Here is a 21,625-nt window from a genome sequence, read left to right as displayed (position 1 = left end):
AGGAGAGCCGCGATGCGGCAAGACAACGAGACCCGGAAGACCGACACGAACAAGGACGGCGAGACCGGGCTGGGACGGCGGCAGTTCTTCCGCGCGCTCGGCGGCGGCACCGCCGCCGCGGCGGCCGCCATCGCCTCCGTGCCGCTGACGCCCACCGAGGCCCAGGCCTACGATCCCGGGAATGCCGAGACCCGGTCGCGCTACCGCGAGACCGACCACGTCAAGGCCTTCTACCGCACCAACGGCTACGAGACGCTCAAGAAGTGAGACCGGCGATGCTGACCAAGCGCAGGAGCGGCGTTGCGGGCCGCGGCAGCCACCAGGCCCTCGCCGCGGGCCTGACCGCCCACACCCTCGACCGCCGCGGCTTCCTGCGGAAATCGGGACTGGCCGCCGGCGGCCTCGCGGCCCTCGGCACCGTGCGGCTCGGCGCGGTGCGCCAGGCCCAGGCCGCCGGCTCGTCCGCCGACCCGGCGCAAGCCGTGATCCGCAAGAACGTCTGCACCCACTGCTCGGTCGGCTGCACGGTGACGGCCGAGGTCGTCAACGGCGTCTGGGTCGGCCAGGAGCCGTCCTGGGCGAGCCCGATCAACCGCGGGGCGCATTGCGCCAAGGGCGCGGCGATCCGCGAGCTGGTCCACAGCGACCGCCGCCTGCGCTACCCGATGAAGATCGTGAACGGCGAGTGGCAGCGCATCTCCTGGGACCAGGCGATCACCGAGATCACCGACAAGCTCCAGGCGATCCGCAACAAGAACGGCGCGGATTCGGTCTACTGGCTCGGCTCGGCCAAGTTCACCAACGAGGCCTCGTACCTGTTCCGCAAGTTCGGAGCGTTCTGGGGCACCAACAACGTCGATCACCAGGCCCGCATCTGCCACTCGACCACGGTGGCGGGCGTCGCCAACACCTGGGGCTACGGCGCCCAGACGAATTCCTACAACGACATCCGCAACGCCAAGACGATGATCATCCTCGGCGGCAACCCCGCCGAGGCGCACCCGATCTCCATGCAGCACGTGCTGTCGGGCAAGGAGATCAACCGCGCCAACATGATCGTCATCGATCCGCGCTTCACGCGGACCGCCGCGCACGCGACCGAATACGTCCGCATCCGCTCCGGCACCGACATCCCGGTGATCTGGGGCATCCTCTGGCACATCTTCCAGAACGGCTGGGAGGATAAGGACTTCATCGCCCAGCGCGTCTACGCGATGGACGACGTGCGCAAGGAGGTCGCCAAGTGGACGCCCGACGAGGTCGAGCGCGTCTCCGGCGTGCCGGGCGAGCAGCTGAAGCGCGTCGCCGAGCTCTTCGCCAAGGAGAAGCCCTCGACGCTGATCTGGTGCATGGGGGCGACCCAGCACACGGTCGGCACCGCCAACGTGCGGGCGCTCTGCATCCTGTGCCTGGCCACCGGCAACGTCGGCAAGCCTGGGACCGGCGCCAACATCTTCCGCGGCCACACCAACGTCCAGGGCGCGACCGATCTCGGCCTCGATGTGACGACGCTGCCGCTCTATTACGGCCTCGTCGAGGGCGGCTGGAAGCACTGGGCCCGGGTTTGGGAGGTCGAGTACGACTGGCTGCAGTCGCGCTTCGATGAAGTTCCCGCCAGCGCCGGCCGCAAGGCGCGCTCGCGCAAGGAGAACATGGAGACCCCCGGTCTCACCTCGACCCGGTGGTTCGACGCGGTGAGCCTGCCGGCCGACCAGGTCGACCAGCGCACCCCGCTCAAGGCCATGATGGTGTTCGGCCACGGCGGCAACACCGTGACCCGGATGCCCGAGGCGGTGAAGGGCATGGCGGAGCTGGAACTGCTCGTCGTCGCAGACCCGCATCCCACCACCTTCGCGGCGATGGATGCGCGCCGGGACAACACCTACCTGCTGCCGATCTGCACCTCGCTGGAGATGGACGGGTCGCGCACGGCCTCGAACCGCTCGATCCAGTGGGGCGAGCAGATCGTCAAGCCGGCCTTCGAATCGAAGAACGACTACGAGGTCATCTACCGGATGGCCGAGAAGCTCGGCTTCGCCGACAAGATGTTCAAGAACACCAAGGTCGTGAACGGCGTCCCGGATGCCGAGGACCTGCTGCGGGAGATCAACCGCGGCGGCTGGTCGACGGGCTATTGCGGCCAGAGCCCCGAGCGCCTGAAGGCGCACATGAAGAACCAGCACAAGTTCGACCTCGTGACGCTCCGCGCGCCGAAGGACGATCCGGAGGTCGGCGGCGACTATTACGGCCTGCCCTGGCCGTGCTGGGGCAAGCCCGAGATCAAGCATCCCGGCACCCACATCCTCTACAACACCTCGCTGCACGTGAAGGAGGGCGGCGGCACCTTCCGGGCCCGGTTCGGCACCGAGCGCAACGGCGCGACCCTGCTGGCGGAGGATTCCTTCTCCAAGGGCTCCGACCTCACCGACGGCTACCCGGAATTCACCTTCGGGGTGTTCCGCAAGCTCGGCTGGGACAAGGACCTGACGGCCGACGAGCTCGCCACGATCCAGCGGATCGGCGGCAGCAACCCGGATGCGGTCAGCTGGGCCACCGACCTGTCGGGCGGCATCCAGCGGGTCTGCCTCGATCACGGCGTGATCCCGTTCGGCAACGGCAAGGCCCGGGCCAATGCCTGGAACCTGCCCGACCCGGTGCCGGTCCACCGCGAGCCGGTCTACTCGCCCCGCCCCGACCTCGTCGCCAAGTACCCGACCCGGCCCGACGAGCGGCAGTTCCGCATGCCCAATGTCGGCTTCTCGGTGCAGAAGGCGGCGGTCGATCGCGGGATCGCCAAGCAGTTCCCGATCATCCTGTCCTCCGGCCGCCTCGTCGAATACGAGGGCGGCGGCGAGGAGACGCGGTCGAATCCCTGGCTCGCCGAGCTGCAGCAGGACATGTTCGTCGAGGTCAACACGGCGGACGCGGCCGAGCGCGGCATCAAGGACGGCCAGTTCGTCTGGGTCCACGGCCCGAGAACACCGCGAAGGCCAAGGTGAAGGCGCTGGTGACCGACCGCGTCGCCAAGGGTGTGGCCTGGATGCCGTTCCACTTCTCGGGCTGGTACCAGGGCAAGGACATGCGTGACTTCTACCCGAAGGGCGCCGACCCGGTGGTGCTCGGCGAGAGCGTCAACACCGTCACCACCTACGGCTTCGATCCCGTCACGGGCATGCAGGAGACCAAGGTGACCCTCTGTCAGATCAGCGCGGCGTAAGGGGGGATCCTCATGGCCAGAATGAAGTTCCTCTGCGACGCCGACCGCTGCATCGAGTGCAATGCCTGCGTCACCGCCTGCAAGAACGAGCACGAGGTGCCGTGGGGCATCAACCGTCGCCGGGTCATCACCCTCAACGACGGCAAGCCCGGCGAGCGCTCGGTCTCGATGGCCTGCATGCACTGCACCGACGCGCCCTGCGCCGCGGTGTGCCCGGTGAACTGCTTCTACACCACGGCCGATGCCGTGGTGCTGCATTCCAAGGACCTGTGCATCGGCTGCGGCTACTGCTTCTACGCCTGCCCGTTCGGGGCGCCGCAATATCCCCGCGTCGGGAATTTCGGCTCCCGCGGCAAGATGGACAAATGCACCTACTGCTCGGGCGGCCCGGAGCCCGACCTGTCGGTGGCCGAGTACGAGAAATACGGCTCGAACCGCCTCGCCGAGGGCAAGCTGCCGCTCTGCGCCGAGATGTGCTCGACCAAGTCGCTGCTCGCCGGCGACGGCGAGATGATCGCCCAGATCTACAAGGAGCGGGTGATCAAGCGCGGCTACGGCTCGGGCGCCTGGGGCTGGAAGACGGCCTACCGCGAGACGATCGCGATCTAGGGGACTTCCGATGCGCAGGCTGACCTCCCTCCTCCTCGTGGCGGCAACCCTGGCGCTGACGGCGCCCGCCGTCGCCCAGGTGCGCGCGCCCGACGGCGCCCCCAACCCCACCGCCTCCTCGGTCAACGAGGAGATGCTGTTCAAGCAGGACCCGAAGATCCACGGCCGGATCTCGATCCCGAACGCCACCGCCGCCAACCTGATCCAGCCGCAGGGGCGGGAATGGCGCGACTTCCGCGAATCCTGGATGCCGTGGATCGGTGCCCTCGCGGTGCTCGGCATGCTGGCGGCCCTCGGGCTGTTCTACTTCACCCGCGGCCGCATCCGCCTCGAGCACAGCGAGGAATCGGGGCGTAAGATCCTGCGCTTCAACAGCTTCGAGCGCTTCTCGCACTGGATGACGGCGAGCTGCTTCATCGTGCTGTCGCTGTCGGGCCTCAACTACATCTTCGGCAAGCGCCTGCTGATGCCGCTGATCGGGCCGGAGGCGTTCGCGACCCTTGCCCAGTACGGCAAGTACGCCCACATCTACCTCGCCTGGCCGTTCATGCTCGGCGTGCTGTTCATGCTGGTCCTGTGGATCAAGGACAACATCCCGGGCAAGATCGACTGGATCTGGCTCAAGCAGGGCGGCGGCCTCCTCGGCGACGCGCATCCGAGCGCCGGGCGCTTCAATGCCGGCCAGAAGATGGTGTTCTGGATGGTGGTCGGCTTCGGCTTCGCCATGGGCGCCACCGGCATCATGATGATCTTCCCGTTCGCCGCGACGGACATCAACGGGATGCAGGTCATGCAGGTGATCCACTCGCTGATCGGCGTCGTGTTCATCGCCGGCATCCTGGCCCACATCTATATCGGGTCCCTCGGCATGGAGGGCGCCTACGACGCGATGGGCAGCGGCGAGGTGGATCTGGCCTGGGCCAAGGTGCATCACGATCTCTGGGTGAAGGAACAGCAGGCCAAGACCGCGAGCGGGCCGCAGCTCGGCCGCGGTCAGGTGCCGGCCGAGTAAGGGCGGAGAGAGCAGCGATGAAAGCCTTCCTGGTCGCGGTGGTCGCCGCCCTGGTGCTGGCCACCGCGGCGAGCTTCCTGCTCGGCGAGAACCAGCGTTTCGCCTACCAGGCCTTCGCCACGTCCGGCGCGCGGGTCTCGGATCCGGGCACCAACCTCGTCGGCCCGCGCTGGACCGGCGACATCAAGGAACCGGCGGCGGCCGGCCACGCGATGAAGGCGGGCTCGTGATGCGGACGATCGTCATCCTCGCGGCCCTCGCCGCCTCGGCGAGCGCGGCGCATGCCGCCGGCCCGCCGGCCAACCTGTGCCAGGAGCTCGTCGCCTTCGTGCATCCGAAGGCGCCGGACCCGGCTCCGGCCGCGCTCCAGCCCGCGACGCCCGCCGTACAGGCGCCCGACCGCGGCGTCGCGCAGCAGCCGAGCGGCGGCGCCGGCGAAGTGCAGCAGAAATCGGGCCTGAGCGGCCCGGTGGCGCAGACCGGTCCCGGCGCCTCGGGCCCACAGGGACAGGCCCAGGCCCCGTCCCAGGCCGCTCCCGCCCCGGCCGGGGCACCGGCGCAGAAGAAGCCGAGCCCCGAGCAGATCGCCCAGGTCGATGCGGCGGCTGCCTCCAACGACGTCCAGGCCTGCCGGGCGGCCGCGCAGGCGATCCGGCGTGCCGGCGTGGTGATGCCGGCGCCGCTCATCGCGCTCTCGGCGCTCGATCCGAGGTTCTTCGCGGCGCAGTAGCGCCGCGACCCTCCCGTACGGGCCTGACACCGTCCCACCCGCCGCGCTAGGCTGCTCTCCGACAACGATCGGGAGGGACACCATGGGCGACGATCTCAAGAGCGCGGCCGACGCGATCCTCCAGCGTGGCGTCGCGCGGAATCCGGGCCTGCCCGGTCTCGTGGCGATGGCGACCGACCGGGAGCGCACGCTCTATGCCGGCGCCGCCGGCCAGCGGAGCGAGACCGCGCCGATGACCTCCGACACGGTGCTGGCGATCTTCTCCACCACCAAGGCGGTCACCGGAACGGCGGTCCTGCAGCTGGCGGAGGAGGGCCGGCTCGATCTCGACGCGCCGGCCTCCGCCTACGTGCCGGCACTCGGCGAGATCCAGGTGCTCGAGGGCTTCGGCGACGACGGCGCCCCGCGCCTGCGCCCGCCGGCCCGTCCGGTCACCACCCGGATGCTGCTGCTGCACACAGCCGGCTTCGGCTACGACATCTTCAACGAATCGTATGCCCGCCTCCTGCGCGAGACCAAGCGGCCGAGCGTGACCAGCGGCACCCGCGCCTCGCTGATGACGCCGCTGCTGTTCGATCCCGGCGAGTCCTGGGAGTACGGCAGCAACATCGACTGGGCCGGCCAGGTGGTCGAGGCGGTGACGGGACAGCGCCTCGGAGCGGTGATGCGGGAGCGCGTCTTTGCACCGCTCGGCATGGACTCGACCGGCTTCGCGCTGACGCCGGACATGCGCGCCCGCCTCGCCCGGATGCATCAGCGGAACGAGGACGGCTCGCTCAAGGTCCTCGCCGGCTTCGAGCTGCCGCAGGAGCCGGAGGTCGAGATGGGCGGCCACGGGCTCTACTCGACCGCCGAGGACTACCTGCGCTTCATCCGGATGTGGCTCAACGACGGCGCCTCGCCGAACGGGCCGGTGCTGCGGCCGGAAACGGTTGCGATGGCGGCCACCAACGGCCTCGGGCCCTCGCTCAAGATCCGCGCCCTGCCGGGGGTGAAGCGCCACCTCTCGCACGATGCCGAGTTCTTCCCCGGCATGCCGAAATCCTGGGGCTTGAGCTTCATGATCAACGACGAGCCGGCGCCGACCGGGCGCTCGGCCGGCTCGCTGGCCTGGGCGGGGCTCGCCAACCTCTATTTCTGGATCGATCGGAATGTGGGGGTCGGCGGGTTCTGGGGCACGCAGCTGTTTCCGTTCGCCGATCCGGCTGCCGTGGAGAACTTCTTGGAGTTCGAGACGGCGGTGTACAGGAGCTTGTCCTGAATCTTGCAGTGCCTCCGATCTTCCAATCCGCGACCTCATCCTGAGGTGTCAGCCCTTCGAAGATGGGCTGACCTCGAAGGAGGGCTCCAGATACCACTGCGGTCCCTGGAGCCCTCCTTCGAGGCCGCTACGCGGCACCTCAGGATGAGGTCAGCGGGTGGGATAGGATGGGTTTTGGAGCAAGGAAGCCCTCACGCCCCGATGAACACTCCGGCAATCGCCGCGCTGGTCAGGTTCGACAGGGTGCCGGCGAGGATCGCCCGGAGGCCGTAGGAGGCGACCTCCGCCCGGCGCTCGGGCACCAGGCTGCCGAAGCTCGCGAGCTGGATCGCGATCGACGACAGGTTGGCGAAGCCGCAGAGCGCAAAGCACAGGATCGCCGTCGTGTGTTCCCCGAGTTCGCCGCTCTTCAGGACCGGCGAGAGGTTGGCGTAGGCCAGGAACTCGTTGAAGGCGAGCTTCTGGCCGATGGCGCCGCCGACCAGGGTCGCCTGGTCCCACGGCACGCCGAGGAGCCAGGCGAGGGGCGCGAGCGCCGCCCCGAGCAGCCCCTCGATCGAGGCGCCCGGCATCCCGACGAGACCACCCCCGTAGGCCACGAGGCCGTTGAGCAGCGCGATCAGGCCGACGAAGGCGATCAGCATCGCGCCGACCGCCACCGCGACCGCGAGGCCCTTCTGGGCGCCGTCGGCGGCGGCCTCGATCACGTTGACGGCCCGGGTCTCGCCGAAGGTGACCCGCATGGTCGTGACCCGGCTCGGCTCGGTCGAGGGCATCAGGATCTTGGCGTAGAGGAGCCCGCCGGGGATCGCCATGAACGAGGCGGCCAGCAGATACGGCATCGGCACGCCGAGCGCGGCATAGCCCGCGAGGATCGAGCCGGCCGTGGAGGCGGCCCCGCTCGTCATCACGGCAAAGAGTTCGGCCTCGGTGAGGAGCGCCAGGAACGGGCGCAAGGCCACCGCGATCTCGCTCTGGCCGATGAAGATGGTGATGACCGCCGAGAAGGTCTCGATCGGCGAGGTGCCGAGTACCCGCTGCAACGCCGCCCCGAGAGCCCGGGCGAGCGCCTGCATCACCCCGAAATGATACAGGACCGCGATCAGCGCCGAGACGTAGATGATCTGCGGCAGGACGCGCAACGCCAGCACGAAGCCGCCGCCGCCGAACAACTCGAACATCTTCGGCTCGACGAGGCCGCCGAACAGGAAGGCCACGCCCTTGTCGCCGTAGGACAGCACCGCCTGGACCGCGTCGGCGACGGCGCCCAAGGCCCCGCGCCCGGAGGGCCAGAACAGCACCACGGCGCCGATCCCGATCTGGACGGCGAGCGCCGACAGCACCACCCGCGGCCGGATCGCCCGGCGGTCGGTCGAGAACAGCGCGGCGACCGCGAGCAGGAACGCGATGCTGACAGCAGCGTGGATCAGGCGGTCCGGCATTCGCATCTTCCCCTTCGGCAGATCCCAGCAAGCCTGATGCCGCATCGTTCAGTGCCGGTTCAAGCGCGACGGTTCGTGATGAGGCCGGTCATCGTGCTGCCTGAAAAAGCGGCGATGCCCCGTCAAGCCCAGGGATGCGCGCGAAACCGGCATCCCGGCCGCCACCGTCCCGGGAGGGCAACGCCATGCCGCCGCTCCGACACCTGCTTCTCGCCCTCGCGGTCCTGGCGAGTTTCGTCGCCACCGCCCTCCCCTCGGCGGCGGCCCCGGCCGAGCGGCGGATCGCCCTCGTCGTCGGCAACGGCGCCTACGCCGACGGCGCGATCCCGACGGCCGCCAACGATGCCGGCCTCGTCGCCCAGACCCTGCAGGCGGCGGGGTTCGACGTGGTCGGCGCCCGCGACCTCGACGAGGAATCGCTGCGGCGGACCTTGCGCGACTTCACCGACAAGGCCGCGGCGGCGGGGCCCGACGCGGTCGCCTTCGTGTACCTCTCCGGCTACGGGCTGCAGCTCGAGAACGAGGCCTATTTCGTCCCGGTCGACGCCCGGATCGAGACCGCCTCCGACGTGCCGCTCCAGGCCTTGCGGGTGTCGGACTACGTCAAGCGCCTCGCCGCCCTGCCGCTCAAGGCCCGCTTCATGGTGCTCGACGCCGCCCGGACCGCGCCGTTCCGGCTCAAGGGCGATCCGCTGGCCGGCGGCCTGCCCCTCGTCGAGGCCGAGCCCGGCAGCCTGATCGCCACCAATGCCGCGCCCGGCACCGTCGGCCCGGCCGAGACCGGCCCCTACGGCGCCTACGCGCTGGCCCTCGTCGAGATGATCCGCGAGGGCGGCCTCGCCCCGGCCGCCCTGTTCGAGCGGGTGCGCCTGCGGGTGGCGGAGGCGACGCGCGGCGCCGAGGTGCCGTGGAGCGCCTCGCGCATCGAGGCGCCGTTCGTGTTCCTGGATCGTGCGGCCGGAGCGCCGTCCCTCGCCGGATTCGAGGCGCCGGTAAAGCCGCTGGGCGAGATCGGCGCGCGGGAGGCCTATGCCGCCTGCCTCGGCCGCGACACCCTGGCGGGATACGAGGAGTTCGTCGGCGCCTATCCGCGCGACCCGTTGGCCAAGCGCGTGCGGGCGATCATCGCGGCCCGGCGCGAGGCCCTGACCTGGCGGCGCAGCGCGCTCGCCGACACGCCGGAGGCGTACTGGTCCTATCTCGGCCGCTATCCGCGCGGGCCGCATGCCTGGGACGCCCGCCGGCGCCTCTCGGCTTTGGCCGCCGCCGTCGCGCCGCCGCCGGATTACCGCGTGCTCGCCTACGACCTGGCCCCGCCCCCGCCCGACGAGGTGATCTATGTCGAGCGGCCGGCGCTCGTCCTCGACGATCCGGTCTACGCCCTGCCGCCGCCGCCCGTCGCCTTCCTGCCGCCGCGGCCGACCGTGCTGGTGGAGCTGGCCCCACCCCCGCCGCCGGTCGAGGCCTACATCCTGCCGGTGCCCGCTTACGTCCCGGTGCCGACCTACGTGGTGGCTCCCCCCGCCGTAGTGCCGCCGCCGAACCCGGTGCTGTTCCAGAACCTCCACGTCACGAACGTCACGGTGGTGAACGAGCACGGCGCCGAGCCGGTGCCGCCGGGAGCGTCCCGCCTCGCGCCGGTGGCCGGTGCGGTCGCGGGGGCGGCGCTCGGGGCCGCCGCGTCCCGGGTCGCCCTGCCGCCGGCCATCGCCCGGAAGGCGGCGTTGCGGCCGGACCCGCTCGGCGCACCGGGCCAGATCCCGCGTGCCACTGGCCCGATCGGTGGACCGCCTCCCGGCGCGACCGCCCTGCGGCCGGGACTGCCGGGTCAGATCCCGTCCGGGCCGCGCCCGAACCCCGCCCAGGCGCTGCCCGGCGCGGGCGGCACGCCGTTGCCGGCCATTGCCGGCCGGCCTGGCGCGCCCGCCGGCCCGGCGCCGGGTCGCCCCGTCGGGCTCGGCCAGATTCCGGGCCAAGGCGTCTCGGGCCAAGGCATCTCGGGCCAAGGCGTCTCGGGCCAAGGCATCTCGGACAAAGCCGGTCCACGTCCGGGGGAAGGGCCGATCCCCGCCCAGGCCGCGCCAGCCGCCGCGCAACCCAGGTCTCCGGCCGCAGGCCGTCCGGGACAGCCGGCCCTCGCCGCCCGTCCGCCGCAAGGACCGGCCGCCGCGCCGCCGCCGACGGGCATGCAGCCCCAGGGCGTGCGGCCCCCGGTCACGCCGATGCGCGCCGTGCTGCCGATGCGGCCGGCCCCCGTCCAGGCCGCGCGCCCGGCCTTGCGCCCGCTCGCACCGCCGCCTCGCATGGCCGCCCCGACCCGCGCGCCGCGGCCGGAAGACGGGTTGCAGCGGCTCCGGATGGAGCAGGCCGTGCGCCAGCAGGCGATGCAGCGGCAGCAGGCTCTCCAGGCACAGCAGGCCCAGGGTCAGGCCCAGGCGCGCCAGCGCTTCGAGGCGCAGCGGATGATGCAGAACCAGCAGCAGCAGATGCAGGACGCGATGCGGCGCCAGCAGGCCCAGGCCCTGCGCCAGCCGCAGATGATGGCGCCGCGGCCCCAGCCGATGGCCCCGCCGCAGATGCACCCGCCGCAGGCCGGTCCGCGCCCGGCGCCCCATGCGCCGCCGCCGGGGCATGGCTGCGGGCATCCGGGTGGACCGCCCTGCCGGTAAGTGTAGCATCTGTCGACCTCTCGACAGTATTCATATCCTCCTCGTCATTCCGGGGCCGCGTCAGCGGAACCCGGGATCCAGAACCGCGGATGATTCAGGAGAAAGCGGAGATCGTCCCACCTTCGTCTTAAGCACCTGAGGGTCTGGATTCCGGGCTCCGCTTTCGCGGCCCCGGAATGACGCGGAGGGTGTCTCTTGCCGTCGAGCGAAACTCAGACGTCGCCGATCAAAAAGAAGGGGCGCGGCCCCTCCCCTTTTCCGGAGGAGGCACCGCGCCCCATTCGTCAGTCGAGACGTTGAAACCTCAGTCGATATCCTCGACCGCGTCGGCCCCGCCATAGACGCGGTGGGCCAGCGACGCCTCGATCAGGTCGTCGATGTCGCCGTCGAGGACGTCGTCGGGGCTGGTCGACTGGGCGCCGGTGCGCAGGTCCTTCACCAGCTGATACGGCTGGAGCACGTAGGAGCGGATCTGGTGGCCCCAGCCGATATCGGTCTTCGAGGCCGCCTCGGCATTGGCCTTCTCCTCGCGCTTCTTCAGCTCGAGTTCGTAGAGGCGGGCGCGCAGCATGTTCCAGGCGGTGGCCCGGTTCTTGTGCTGCGAGCGCTCCTGCTGGCACGCCACCACGATCCCTGTCGGGTTGTGGGTGATGCGCACCGCCGAATCGGTGGTGTTGACGTGCTGGCCGCCCGCTCCCGACGAGCGGTAGGTGTCGATCCGGCAGTCGGATTCCTTGATCTCGATCGTGATCCGGTCGTCGATGACCGGGTAGACCCAGACGCTGGCGAAGCTGGTGTGCCGCCGGGCGTTGGAATCGTAGGGCGAGATCCGCACCAGGCGGTGGACGCCCGATTCGGTCTTCAGCCAGCCATAGGCGTTGTGGCCCTTGATCAGGAGCGTGGCGCCCTTGATCCCGGCCTCTTCACCGTCCGACCACTCGACGATGTCGACCTTGTACTTCCGGCGCTCGGCCCAGCGGGAATACATGCGCTGGAGCATGTTGGCCCAGTCCTGGCTCTCGGTGCCGCCGGCGCCGGCATGCACTTCGAGATAGGTGTCGTTGCCGTCGGCCTCGCCCGAGAGCAGGGTCTCGATCTGGCGGCGCGCGGCCTCCGCCTGCACGGCGCGGATCTGCTCCTCGCCCTCGCGGATGCTGGCGGAATCCTCCTCCATCTCGCCGAGCTCGATCAGCGTCGCGCCGTCCTCCAGCCCCTGCTCCAGGCGCCGGATCGCCGTGACGGCCTCGTCGAGCTGCGTGCGCTCGCGCATGACCTTCTGGGCCTCCTCCGGATCGTTCCAGAGCGAGGGGTCCTCCGAGCGGGCGTTCAGCTCCGCGAGGCGCTTGTCAACGGTATCCCAGTCAAAGATGCCTCCTCAGCAGTCCGATCGACTGCTTGGCGGCATCCGAGAGTTGCTCGATCTCGGCGCGCATCTGGTGTGGGTTCACTCACGTGAGGTGGGGTGCAGGGTGATAGCGCCGGGGGGCGCGGGTGTAAACGGATTGCAGCAACGCCGATGCATCAGCACCCTGTGGCGATCGAAGCCGGCTCCCGGCCGGCCATCACGATGCGGGGCGCACGGGCATGGGCGAGAAGCCGACCCCGAGGGCCTTCATCACGGCCAGCAAAGTCGCGAGGGTCGGGTTATCCAGGTCGTACCCCTCCTCTGGCATTCCCTCCTTGGACGCGATCCGTGCCTCGCCCTTGGCGCGAACGGCGATCTCGAGAGCTGTCGCGATATGGTTCGCATCGCCCGTCTCGAAGGCGTCCGAAAGGAAGACCGCGATGGCCTCGTCGGTTTGGAGCGAGGCGGCAAAATCGTAGTCGGTGATCTCGTCAGCCATGGTCAGGCCTCGTCGGCAGCGAGTTGCAGCGCTTTCTTGATGTCGCGACTCTGGCTGGATTTGTCACCTGCGCAGAGCAGGATCACGATGTCATCGCCCCGCCGCTGAAAATAAACGCGGTAACCAGGGCCATAGTGGATGCGCAATTCGCTCACGCCGCCACCCACGGGCGCCGCGTCTCCGATGAGGCCGTTCGCAAGCCGCAGCAGACGAGCCGCGATGGCGGCTCGTGCTCGCGGGTCCTTGAGCTGCTGTTCCCAGCGACGATAGGTTTTCGTCTGCCTGATCCGAATCATCGCGTTCGACCATGCAGGACGGGGCAGTCCGATACGGACCTTTGACGGTCATGGATCACATGCGCGAAGGGCGAGGCACCTGCCGGCGCCCCTCCCTTCCTCTCACCGTCAGTACAACCCGCCCGCCTGGGCCGCCCGGTCCGCATCGGCCGGGACCGCCGCCGGCGCCGCCGGCTGGGCGCTGGCCGGGGCCGAGTAGCTGTCCGGCGGGGCGGTGCCGGGCTTGAAGGCCTCGAGCAGCCCGCCCTCCGAGCCGCCGGCGCGGGTGCCGCTGGCCGCGTTGATGCGGATCAGCTTGATGCCCGGAGGCACCCGGAACGGGGTCGGCGGCTTGTCCTTCAGGGCGGCCTTCAGGAAGTCGCGGGCGATCGGGGCGGCAAGCCCGCCGCCGGTGGCGCTGTCGCCGAGGGACCGGGGCTTGTCGTAGCCGATATAGATGCCCACCGCGAGGTCGGGCGAGAACCCGACGAACCAGGCGTCCTTGGAGTCGTTGGTGGTGCCGGTCTTGCCGGCGAGCGGCTTGCCGATCTCCTTGAGGATGGTGGCGGTGCCGCGCTGGACCACGCCCTCCATGATCGAGACGATCTGGTAGGCGGTGAGCGGGTCGAGGACCTGCTCGGAATCGTCGACCAGCTTCGGCTCGTCCTGGCCCGACCACTTGTCCGCGTCGCAACCGATGCACTTGCGGGTGTCGTGGCGGTAGATGGTCTCGCCGTTGCGGTCCTGGATCCGGTCGATCAGGGTCGGGCGGATGCGCCGGCCACCATTGTCGAGCATCGAGTAGGCGGTGACCATCCGCATCACGGTGGTCTCGCCGGCCCCCAGCGACATCGGCAGCACCGGCAGCATGTCGTCGTAGACGCCGAAGCGGCGGGCATACTCGGCGATCAGCGGCATGCCGACATCCTTGGCGAGCCGCACCGTCATGAGGTTCTTCGAGTGCTCGATGCCGTAGCGCAGGGTGTGGCCCCCCCGCCGGCCTTGCCGCCGTAGTTGGTCGGGGTCCAGGCTTCCTGGCCGGGGCCCGCCTCGATGGTGATCGGCGTGTCGAGGACCATCGAGGCCGGGGTGTAGCCGTTGTCGAGCGCCGCCGAGTAGACGATCGGCTTGAACGACGAGCCGGGCTGGCGCATCGCCTGGGTGGCGCGGTTGAACTCGCTTTCGTCGTAGGAGAAGCCGCCGACCATCGCGTGGACGCGGCCGGTATAGGGATCCATCGCCACAATGGCGCCGGAGACCTCCGGGATCTGGCGCAGGCGGTAGGCGTTGCCGGGCCCGTCCATGCGCTCGACATAGACCACGTCGCCGGTGTTCAGCGCCGCCGCGACGCTCCGGCCGGTCCAGCGCACGCCCTCCGCCGAGATGATGCCGGTCTCGCGGTCCTTCGAGACCTGCCCCGAACTCTCACGCTTCGGCTGCAGGCCGATCGTGGCCCGCCCGCCGGAGGTGTCGAGCACCACGGCGAGGCGCCAGGGCTGCACGTCGCCGAGCGCCGGCACCTCGGCCACCGCCATGCCCCAGTCGCGGCCGGCCAGCTCGACCCGGCTCTTGGGCCCGCGCCAGCCGCGCGCTTGGTCGTAGCGCACCAGGCCGTCGACGAGGGACTTGCGGGCCATCGCCTGCATCTTCGGGTCGAGGGTGGTGCGCACCGACAGGCCGCCCTCGTAGAGCTTCTTCTCGCCGTAGCGCTCGGAGATCTCGCGGCGGACCTCCTCGGCGAAGTAGTTCGCGTTGGCGGTGTTGGGCGAGACGGTGCGCGGGTTGACGCCGAGCGGCAGCTTGCGCTCCGATTCGGCCTCCTCCTTGGTGATGTACCCGTTCTGGGCCATCAGGCCGATGATCTCGTTGCGGCGCGCCAGCGCCTGCTGGGTCCGGCGATAGGGATGGTAGTTGTTCGGGCCCTTGGGCAGCGCCGCGAGATAGGCCGCCTCGTGGATCGTCAGCTCGTGGACCGACTTGCCGAAATAATCGAGGGCGGCAGCCGCGATGCCGTGCAGGTTGCGGCCCGGCACGATCGTGCCGAGGAAGATCTCGTTGAGGTAGAGCTCGAGGATCTTGTCCTTCGAGTAGGTCGACTCGATGCGAAGCGCGATCAGCGCCTCGCGGATCTTGCGGTCGAAGGTCTGTTCGGAGGAGAGCAGGAAGTTCTTGGCGACCTGCTGGGTGATGGTCGAGGCGCCCTGCTTCTTGCCGCTCGAGGCGTTGGTCAGGGCCGCCCGGACGATGCCCTCGGGGTCGATGCCGCCATGCTTGTAGAAGTTCTTGTCCTCGGCCGACAGGAAGGCCGCGATGACGATCTTCGGCATCGCCTGGATCGGCAGGTAGAGCCGGCGCTCGCGGGCATATTCCGCGAGCAGGCTGCCGTCGGCGGCGTGGACGCGGGTCATCACCGGCGGCTCGTAATTGGCGAGCGCCGCGTGGTCGGGCAGGTCGCGCGAGTACTTCCAGAAGAAGTAGCCGCCCGCCGCGGCGCCGACGACGACCGCCATCGCGCCGATGCTGAACAGGAAGCCGAAGAAGCGGAGGATGAAGCGCATCGATACCCGATCCGTCGATGATGCCGCGCGGCCCGCAGGGCCTTGACCATGAGCCCGGAGCGGCGGCGGATGCCACGCCCGGGCACGGCTCCTCACGGAAACGCGACAGCCATGGCGGCGCGCCAGACCGCTCCCGCGCTTAGCGGAAGCGGCTTGCGAAAGCCAGGACAGCGAGGGGCCGACGGGTCCCTATCGACACGTTCTCTATGGTGAAACTGGGGCGGGCGCGATCTGGCCAAGTCCGATCTCGGCAGGTCCGATCTGGGCCGGCGTGATCTGGGCGGCCTTGCCGATCCGCGGCGCCTCGGTCCCGCGGGCGATGGCGGGCGGCAGGCGGGCGGCGAAGAACGCCTCGATCGCCTCGGCCATCTGGCCGGTGACGTTCAGCCGCCATTCGTCGGAGAGCAGGAGGTCGAGGTCGCGCTTGCTCGACAGGTAGCCGAGCTCGACCAGCACCGAGGGCACGTCGGGCGAACGCAGCACGCGGAAGCCCGCCTCGCGATGGGGCTTCGTGCTCATCTCCATCACGCCGGAGAGGCGGGTGAACAGGCCCTTGGCGAAGCGCGCCGAGAAGCCGCGGGTCTCGCGCAGGGTGAGTTCCTGCAGGATGTCGGCGACGTCGCCCGGCCCCTCGCCCTGGTCGGCGCCGGCCGCGGCGTCGGCCTTGTTCTCGCGGTCGGCGAGCCGGGCCGATTCGGCGTCGGTGGCCTTCTCCGAACCGGTATAGATCGTGGCGCCGCGCACCTGCGGCGCGGCCGAGATCGAATCGGCGTGGATCGACACGAACAGGTCGGCGCGGGCATCGCGGGCGATGCGCACCCGCTCGGCGAGCGGCACGAATACGTCGCGGTCGCGGGTCATCTGCACCCGGATCCTGCCGCCGGCCTCCAGGCGCCGGACCAGCCCTTGGGCAACCCCGAACACGATGTCCTTCTCGTAGACCCCGTTGCCCGCGATCGCGCCCGGATCGATGCCGCCATGGCCGGCATCGATGATCACGAGGGGACGCGAATCGACGCCCTCGCGGGCCGGTGGGCCCGCCGCGCGGGGCGGCTCGGGGGCCTGCGCGGCGCGGCGGAAGGCCTCGCGGTCGCTGCGGGCGAGATCGATGGTGAGCAGGGTCGCCCCGTCCCGCGGGCGGGTCGTGGTGGCGACCCGGGCCACCGTGGCGGCTTGCGCCAGGTCGATGACGATGCGCGAGCGCCCCGGGGCGAACAGGCCGTAGCGGTAGGAGGCGACGAGGCCCTCGCGCTTGCGTCCGGCCTCGGGCGGCAATTGGAAGTTGACCTCGGGCAGGTCGACGATCGCCCGGTCCGGCCGCTCCATCACGAAGGCCCGGGCCTCGACCGGCCGCGACAGCACCACGGTCAGGCGGGTGCCGCCCTCAGGGATGACCGCCGTCTCGGCGGCGATCGCCACCGCGGGACGGTCCGCGGCGGATCGCTCGGCGGCAGGCCGCTCCGCCGCGCGGTCGGGCGCCGGCGGAGTGGCGCCGGCGGCGGCCGGCAGGAACAGGCCCGTGGCCACGAGGGCGGCGCGGACGAGCAGGCGGATCGGACGTGCGCGTGTCGGCATGGTCTCGCGGCGACCTCAGGCGGCATCCCGGTTACGCGATAACCGCGCCATGGTTAACGCATCGCAAAGGCCTCCGGATCACCGGCGAGCGGCTGTGGCCGCGGGGGTACACAGGGCGGGACGCGGTCGTCGCCGCGCGGGTCACAGGGCGGGACGCGGTCGTCGCCGCGTCGGTCACAGGGCGGGACGCGGTCGTCGCCGCGTCGGTCACAGGGAATGACGGGCCATCGGGCCCGAGCCCCGTGAAGATGCTTGCAAATTCCGCCGGACACTCTGTAATGATGGTGACCCCTGCCCGTTGCCGCCGGCTTTTCGCCGCGGACCTCGGGCTCGCCCGGACGCTCCTGAAGCGGCTTCGGCGCTGGCCGGCCGCCGGCGGATCGTCCGACGATCTCGCGAGCCGGGCAGGTGTCTTTCGATCCGCGACGGCGTTCGTGAACGTCGTCGCCCGTGTTTACCGGCGGCCGGACCTCAGCGTCCCGGCGCCTCGATTCGAAAGGTCGGTGGGAGAATGCGCGGACGCACAGCCTCGGATCTCGAAGCTGCCGTCCCCGGCGCACGCGTCCGGCGTCGCGCCCGTCCGCGCTCCCTGCCCCCGGCCATCGTCAACCCCTCGCGCGCGTGGATGCGCGCAGCGGCGATTGACGGCACACCCCGCACGACATCATCCGCCGCGCCCGACCGGGCACGGCACGGGAGAGCCCTCCCGGCGCAGGTTTCCGCGCCCGGGGCGGCACCGGATTACGGAGGCTCGTCCTCCCGCGCCCGGCCAGGATCCCCGAGGATTTCCTCCTCACGGTCCGTTCCCGGATGCCCCCGTCCAGCGGCGCTGCCGTCGGTCGCCATGCCGAAAGTTCGTCATGGCCAACAAGATGCTCATCGATGCCGCCCACCCGGAAGAGACCCGGGTGGTGACGGTCAAGGGTTCGAAGGTCGAGGAATTCGACTTCGAATCCGCTAGCCGCCGCCAGCTGCGGGGCAACATCTATCTCGCCAAGGTCACGCGGGTCGAGCCGTCGCTGCAGGCCGCCTTCGTCGAGTACGGGGGCAACCGCCACGGCTTCCTCGCCTTCAGCGAGATCCATCCCGACTATTACCAGATCCCGATCGCCGACCGGATGGCGCTCCTCGAGGAGGAGGCGCGGGCCGAGCGCGAGCACGAGGAGCGTCCCGAGCGCCAGGAGCGCAGCGAGAGGTCCGAGCGCGGAGAGCGGTCCGAGCGCAGCGACCAGCCGCGCCGCCGCCGCCGCCGCGGCCGCCGGGCCGAGGCTTCGTCGCGCCCGGCCGACGCCGTGGTGAGCGCCCCCGTCCAGGACGGGCAGGAGGGCGCTGCCCGGAGAGCGCGACCCAGGAGAGCGCCGTCCAGGAGACCCGCGCCGAGGCGACCGACTGGCAGGACGCCCATCCCCGGGAGACCCTGGCGCAGGAGACGTTCGCCCAGGAGACGTCATCGCAGGACGCTCCGGCGCAGGACGTCCATGCGCAAGAGAATTCGGCGCAGGAGAATTCGGCGCAGGAGAACCCGGCTCACGAGGCTCCGCGGCAGGAGGATGTCCGGACCGAGGGGGCGAGCATCCGGCGCAGGAGACCGCTCCGGCCGGCGAGACCGTGTCGCACGGGTCGTCCGTCGCGGCGCAGGATCACGCCGAGGCCCCGGCCGGCGATGCGGTCGCGCAGGACAATGCGGCTCATGCCGGCTCGGCTGACGACGCGGCGACCCCGCAGGCGCCCGCCGCCGAGGCCGCCCCGGTGCCGGGCGAGGCCGGATCCGAGATCCCGGCGGCGATCGTCGCCGCCGTGTCGGCGGAGCCCGCCCCCGTCGCGGAGATGACCGAGGCCGCCCCCGCCGCGAGCGAGCCGGCCGAGGCCCTGTCGCCCGCCGACGACGCCGTCCTGCCCCAGCCCGTCGCCGCCTCGCAGCCGATCGACGCCGAAGAGGCGGAGATCCGGGCCGAGATCGAAGCCGACGAGGATGCGGACGAGTCCGACGAGGACGAGGACGACGATTCGGACGAGGACGACGACCACGAGGATGACGAGGACGAGGACGGGGAAGACGACGAGGACGACGAGGACGAGGACCACGAGGAAGCCGTCGTCGAGCAGGTCGGCGGCCGCGGCGACGCGCTGGCCGAGATCCCGAGCGCCCCCGCACCCCGCGCCGGCACTACAAGATCCAGGAGGTGATCAAGCGCCGGCAGGTCATCCTGGTCCAGGTCGTCAAGGAGGAGCGCGGCACCAAGGGCGCGGCGCTGACCACCTACCTGTCGCTGGCCGGCCGCTACTCGGTGCTGATGCCCAATACCGGCCGGGGCGGCGGCATCTCGCGCAAGATCACCAGCGCGGCCGACCGCAAGCGCCTGAAGGAGATCGCCACCGACCTCGAGGTGCCCGAGGGGATGGGCGTCATCCTGCGCACGGCCGGTGCCTCGCGCACCAAGCCGGAGATCAAGCGCGACTTCGAGTACCTGATGCGGCTGTGGGAGAGCGTGCGCGAGCTCACCCTGACCTCCGCCGCGCCGGCGCTCGTCTACGAGGAGGGCTCGCTGATCAAGCGCGCCATCCGCGACCTCTACAACAAGGACATCGACGAGGTTCTGGTCGCGGGCGAGGACGCCTACCGCGAGGCCAAGGACTTCATGCGGATGCTGATGCCGACGCAGTCGAAGGTGGTGAAGCCCTACCGCGACCCGACGCCGGTCTTCGCCCGCTTCGGGGTCGAGCAGCAGCTCGACGCGATGTTCTCCAGCCACGTCTCCCTGCGCTCGGGCGGCTACCTCGTCATCAACCCGACCGAGGCGCTGGTCTCGATCGACGTGAACTCCGGGAGAGCCACCCGCGAGCACGACATCGAGGACACCGCGTTCAAGACGAACCTGGAGGCCGCCGAGGAGGTGGCGCGCCAGCTGCGCCTGCGCGACCTCGCCGGCCTGATCGTCATCGACTTCATCGACATGGAGGAGAAGCGGAACAACCGCGCCGTCGAGAAGAAGCTGAACGAGTGCCTGAAGAACGACCGCGCCCGCATCCAGGTCGGTCGGATCTCGCCCTTCGGCCTGCTCGAGATGTCACGCCAGCGCATTCGCACCGGCGTGCTCGAATCCTCGTCGGTGCCCTGCCCGCATTGCGGCGGCTCGGGCTTCGTGCGGGCGACCGCCTCGGTGGCCCTGCTGATCCTGCGGGCGATCGAGGAAGCGCTGATCAAGTCGAACAGCCACAACCTGATCCTGCGCACCCGGACCGAGGTGGCGCTCTACATCCTCAACCAGAAGCGGGCCCACCTGCACGAGCTCGAGGCGCGGTTCGGCGTCGCGATCATCATCGCGGCCGACGAGCGGCTGGCCGCCACCTCGGCCTTCCACCTCGAGCGCGGCGACATCGCCCAGCGGGTCGAGCCGCGCCCCGTCACCAGCATCCGGGCCGAGGCGGTGCTGCCGCCCCCGCTGGAGGAGGATGACGAGGACGAGGAGATCGTCGAGGAGGCCGAGGCGGAAGGCGAGGCCGAAGTGGAGGCCGAGGCCGAGGGCGATACCGAGGCGGAGACCGCCGAGGGTGCGGCCGGCGAGGACGAGGGCGGGGGCAAGCGCCGCCGCCGCCGTCGGCGCCGGCGCGGCCGGGGCGAGCGCGGCGAGGCCGAGGGTCACGAGGCCGACGAGGCCGGCGACGAGCCGGTCCGGGCTTCGGCCGAGACGGGTGCGGAGCCGGGTTCCGAGCAAGGTTCCCAGGCCGTGTCGATCCCGATCACCGAGGACGGCGCGGCGCCCGAGCGCGAGAGCCGCGAGGAGGCCCTGAGCCGGCGCCGCCGGCGCGGACGCCGCGGCGGCCGCGGGCGCGACCGCTTCGAGGAGAGCGCCGGCACGATCGGCGACGAGGTCGTGGCCGGGGCCGAGCCGGGTGAGACCGGCGCCAGCCTGGTGCAGGATTCCCTCGCCGAGGAGATCGTCGCCCTCGACGAGATCGCCGGCCCGGCGCCCGAGGCGGTCGGCCATCCGGTCGCGGCCCGGATCTTCCTGCGGTCGAGCGCGAGGCCCTGACCGCCGAGGCGATCGAGGCGCCCGCCCCGGTCGGCGAGTTCGAGCCCGTCCACGGCTCGCACGCCGCCCAGGCCCCCGAGCCCGCCGCCGAAGCCCCGGCCCCCGCGCCGGAGCCCGAGCCCGAGCCGGTGGCGGTCGTGCTCACCCCGCCCGATCCGGACCGTCCGAAGCGGGCCGGCTGGTGGTCCCGCACCAAGGCGGCGATCGGCGGCGAGTGACCGATCCCGGGGCGAGCCGGCGGCTCGTCCCCCTCATTTACTGATGAACGGCATGGGCCGCGCTCCGCAGGGAGCGCGGCCCATGCCGTTGTGACAGGGATCTTCGACGACGGCGGGCCTGGACCGGATGGCAGATCGGCGCGGCATTTTATACAATGCGGCGATGGGAGGCCTTACAACC

12 protein-coding genes and 3 pseudogenes are annotated in these 21,625 nt (G+C 70.8%); 9 read left to right on the top strand and 6 right to left on the bottom strand.

Annotation, left to right across the window (positions count from 1 at the left end; genetic code table 11):
* The first annotated feature begins 12 nt into the window (after positions 1-12).
* From F1D61_RS09495 to F1D61_RS09465, 7 genes and pseudogenes are all read left to right on the top strand, one after another.
* Complete coding sequence (locus F1D61_RS09495; RefSeq protein WP_203157627.1) at positions 13-267, top strand: formate dehydrogenase; 255 nt, start codon at positions 13-15, stop codon at positions 265-267.
* 8 nt (positions 268-275) lie between these two features.
* Positions 276-3,217: pseudogene (locus F1D61_RS09490) on the top strand (formate dehydrogenase subunit alpha).
* Positions 3,218-3,229: 12 nt separating this feature from the next.
* Positions 3,230-3,826 (top strand): formate dehydrogenase FDH3 subunit beta, encoded by a 597-nt coding sequence (gene fdh3B / locus F1D61_RS09485; RefSeq protein ID WP_048465462.1) that lies wholly within the window; start codon positions 3,230-3,232, stop codon positions 3,824-3,826.
* 10 nt (positions 3,827-3,836) lie between these two features.
* Positions 3,837-4,838 (top strand): formate dehydrogenase subunit gamma, encoded by a 1,002-nt coding sequence (locus tag F1D61_RS09480; protein WP_203157626.1) that lies wholly within the window; start codon positions 3,837-3,839, stop codon positions 4,836-4,838.
* Between the two features lie 17 nt (positions 4,839-4,855).
* The gene (locus F1D61_RS09475; RefSeq protein WP_203157625.1) at positions 4,856-5,068 is read left to right on the top strand and encodes a hypothetical protein; all 213 of its coding nucleotides are present in this window, start codon (positions 4,856-4,858) and stop codon (positions 5,066-5,068) included.
* Positions 5,068-5,568 carry a hypothetical protein gene (locus tag F1D61_RS09470; RefSeq protein WP_203157624.1) on the top strand — a complete coding sequence of 167 codons (501 nt, stop codon included), beginning with the start codon at positions 5,068-5,070 and terminating at the stop codon, positions 5,566-5,568. Before F1D61_RS09475 ends, F1D61_RS09470 begins: the two co-directional genes overlap by 1 nt.
* 82 nt (positions 5,569-5,650) lie before the next feature.
* On the top strand, positions 5,651-6,829 hold the full coding sequence (locus F1D61_RS09465) for a serine hydrolase domain-containing protein (RefSeq protein WP_203157623.1): 1,179 nt from the start codon (positions 5,651-5,653) through the stop codon (positions 6,827-6,829).
* 191 nt (positions 6,830-7,020) lie between these two features.
* Here the strand turns inward: F1D61_RS09465 and F1D61_RS09460 are convergent, their stop codons facing one another.
* Positions 7,021-8,271 carry a NupC/NupG family nucleoside CNT transporter gene (locus F1D61_RS09460; RefSeq protein WP_203157622.1) on the bottom strand — a complete coding sequence of 417 codons (1,251 nt, stop codon included), beginning with the start codon at positions 8,269-8,271 and terminating at the stop codon, positions 7,021-7,023.
* Positions 8,272-8,456: 185 nt separating this feature from the next.
* Between F1D61_RS09460 and F1D61_RS09455 the strand changes: the two genes are divergently transcribed.
* The gene (locus tag F1D61_RS09455) at positions 8,457-10,940 is read left to right on the top strand and encodes a caspase family protein (RefSeq protein WP_203157621.1); all 2,484 of its coding nucleotides are present in this window, start codon (positions 8,457-8,459) and stop codon (positions 10,938-10,940) included.
* A gap of 304 nt (positions 10,941-11,244) precedes the next feature.
* Here F1D61_RS09455 and prfB read toward each other — a convergent pair.
* The 5 genes and pseudogenes from prfB to F1D61_RS09430 form a co-directional block, all read right to left on the bottom strand.
* A protein-coding gene (gene prfB, locus F1D61_RS09450; RefSeq protein ID WP_203157620.1) for a peptide chain release factor 2 occupies positions 11,245-12,373 on the bottom strand; the annotation gives its coding sequence in 2 pieces (ribosomal slippage) (positions 11,245-12,303 and positions 12,305-12,373; 1,128 coding nt in all).
* Positions 12,374-12,502: 129 nt separating this feature from the next.
* Positions 12,503-12,784, bottom strand: coding sequence for an addiction module antidote protein (locus F1D61_RS09445; protein WP_203157619.1), 282 nt, complete (start codon positions 12,782-12,784; stop codon positions 12,503-12,505).
* Between the two features lie 2 nt (positions 12,785-12,786).
* Positions 12,787-13,080, bottom strand: coding sequence for a type II toxin-antitoxin system RelE/ParE family toxin (locus F1D61_RS09440; RefSeq protein ID WP_203157618.1), 294 nt, complete (start codon positions 13,078-13,080; stop codon positions 12,787-12,789).
* A 108-nt stretch (positions 13,081-13,188) separates the two neighbouring features.
* Positions 13,189-15,617 (bottom strand): annotated as a pseudogene (locus F1D61_RS09435) (penicillin-binding protein 1A).
* Between the two features lie 204 nt (positions 15,618-15,821).
* Entirely contained in the window at positions 15,822-17,192 is a 1,371-nt protein-coding gene (locus F1D61_RS09430; protein ID WP_203157617.1) for an N-acetylmuramoyl-L-alanine amidase, read from the bottom strand.
* Between the two features lie 810 nt (positions 17,193-18,002).
* On the opposite strand from F1D61_RS09430, the pseudogene F1D61_RS34015 reads away from it, so the two are divergent.
* Positions 18,003-21,223: pseudogene (locus F1D61_RS34015) on the top strand (hypothetical protein); the annotation flags it as partial.
* Positions 21,224-21,625 lie beyond the last annotated feature (402 nt).

Source organism: Methylobacterium aquaticum (genome assembly GCF_016804325.1).
In the GTDB taxonomy this organism is placed as follows: Bacteria; Pseudomonadota; Alphaproteobacteria; order Rhizobiales; family Beijerinckiaceae; genus Methylobacterium; species Methylobacterium aquaticum_C.
Note: the sequence above shows the minus strand (reverse complement) of the source record. Positions and strands in the feature narration are given on the sequence as shown.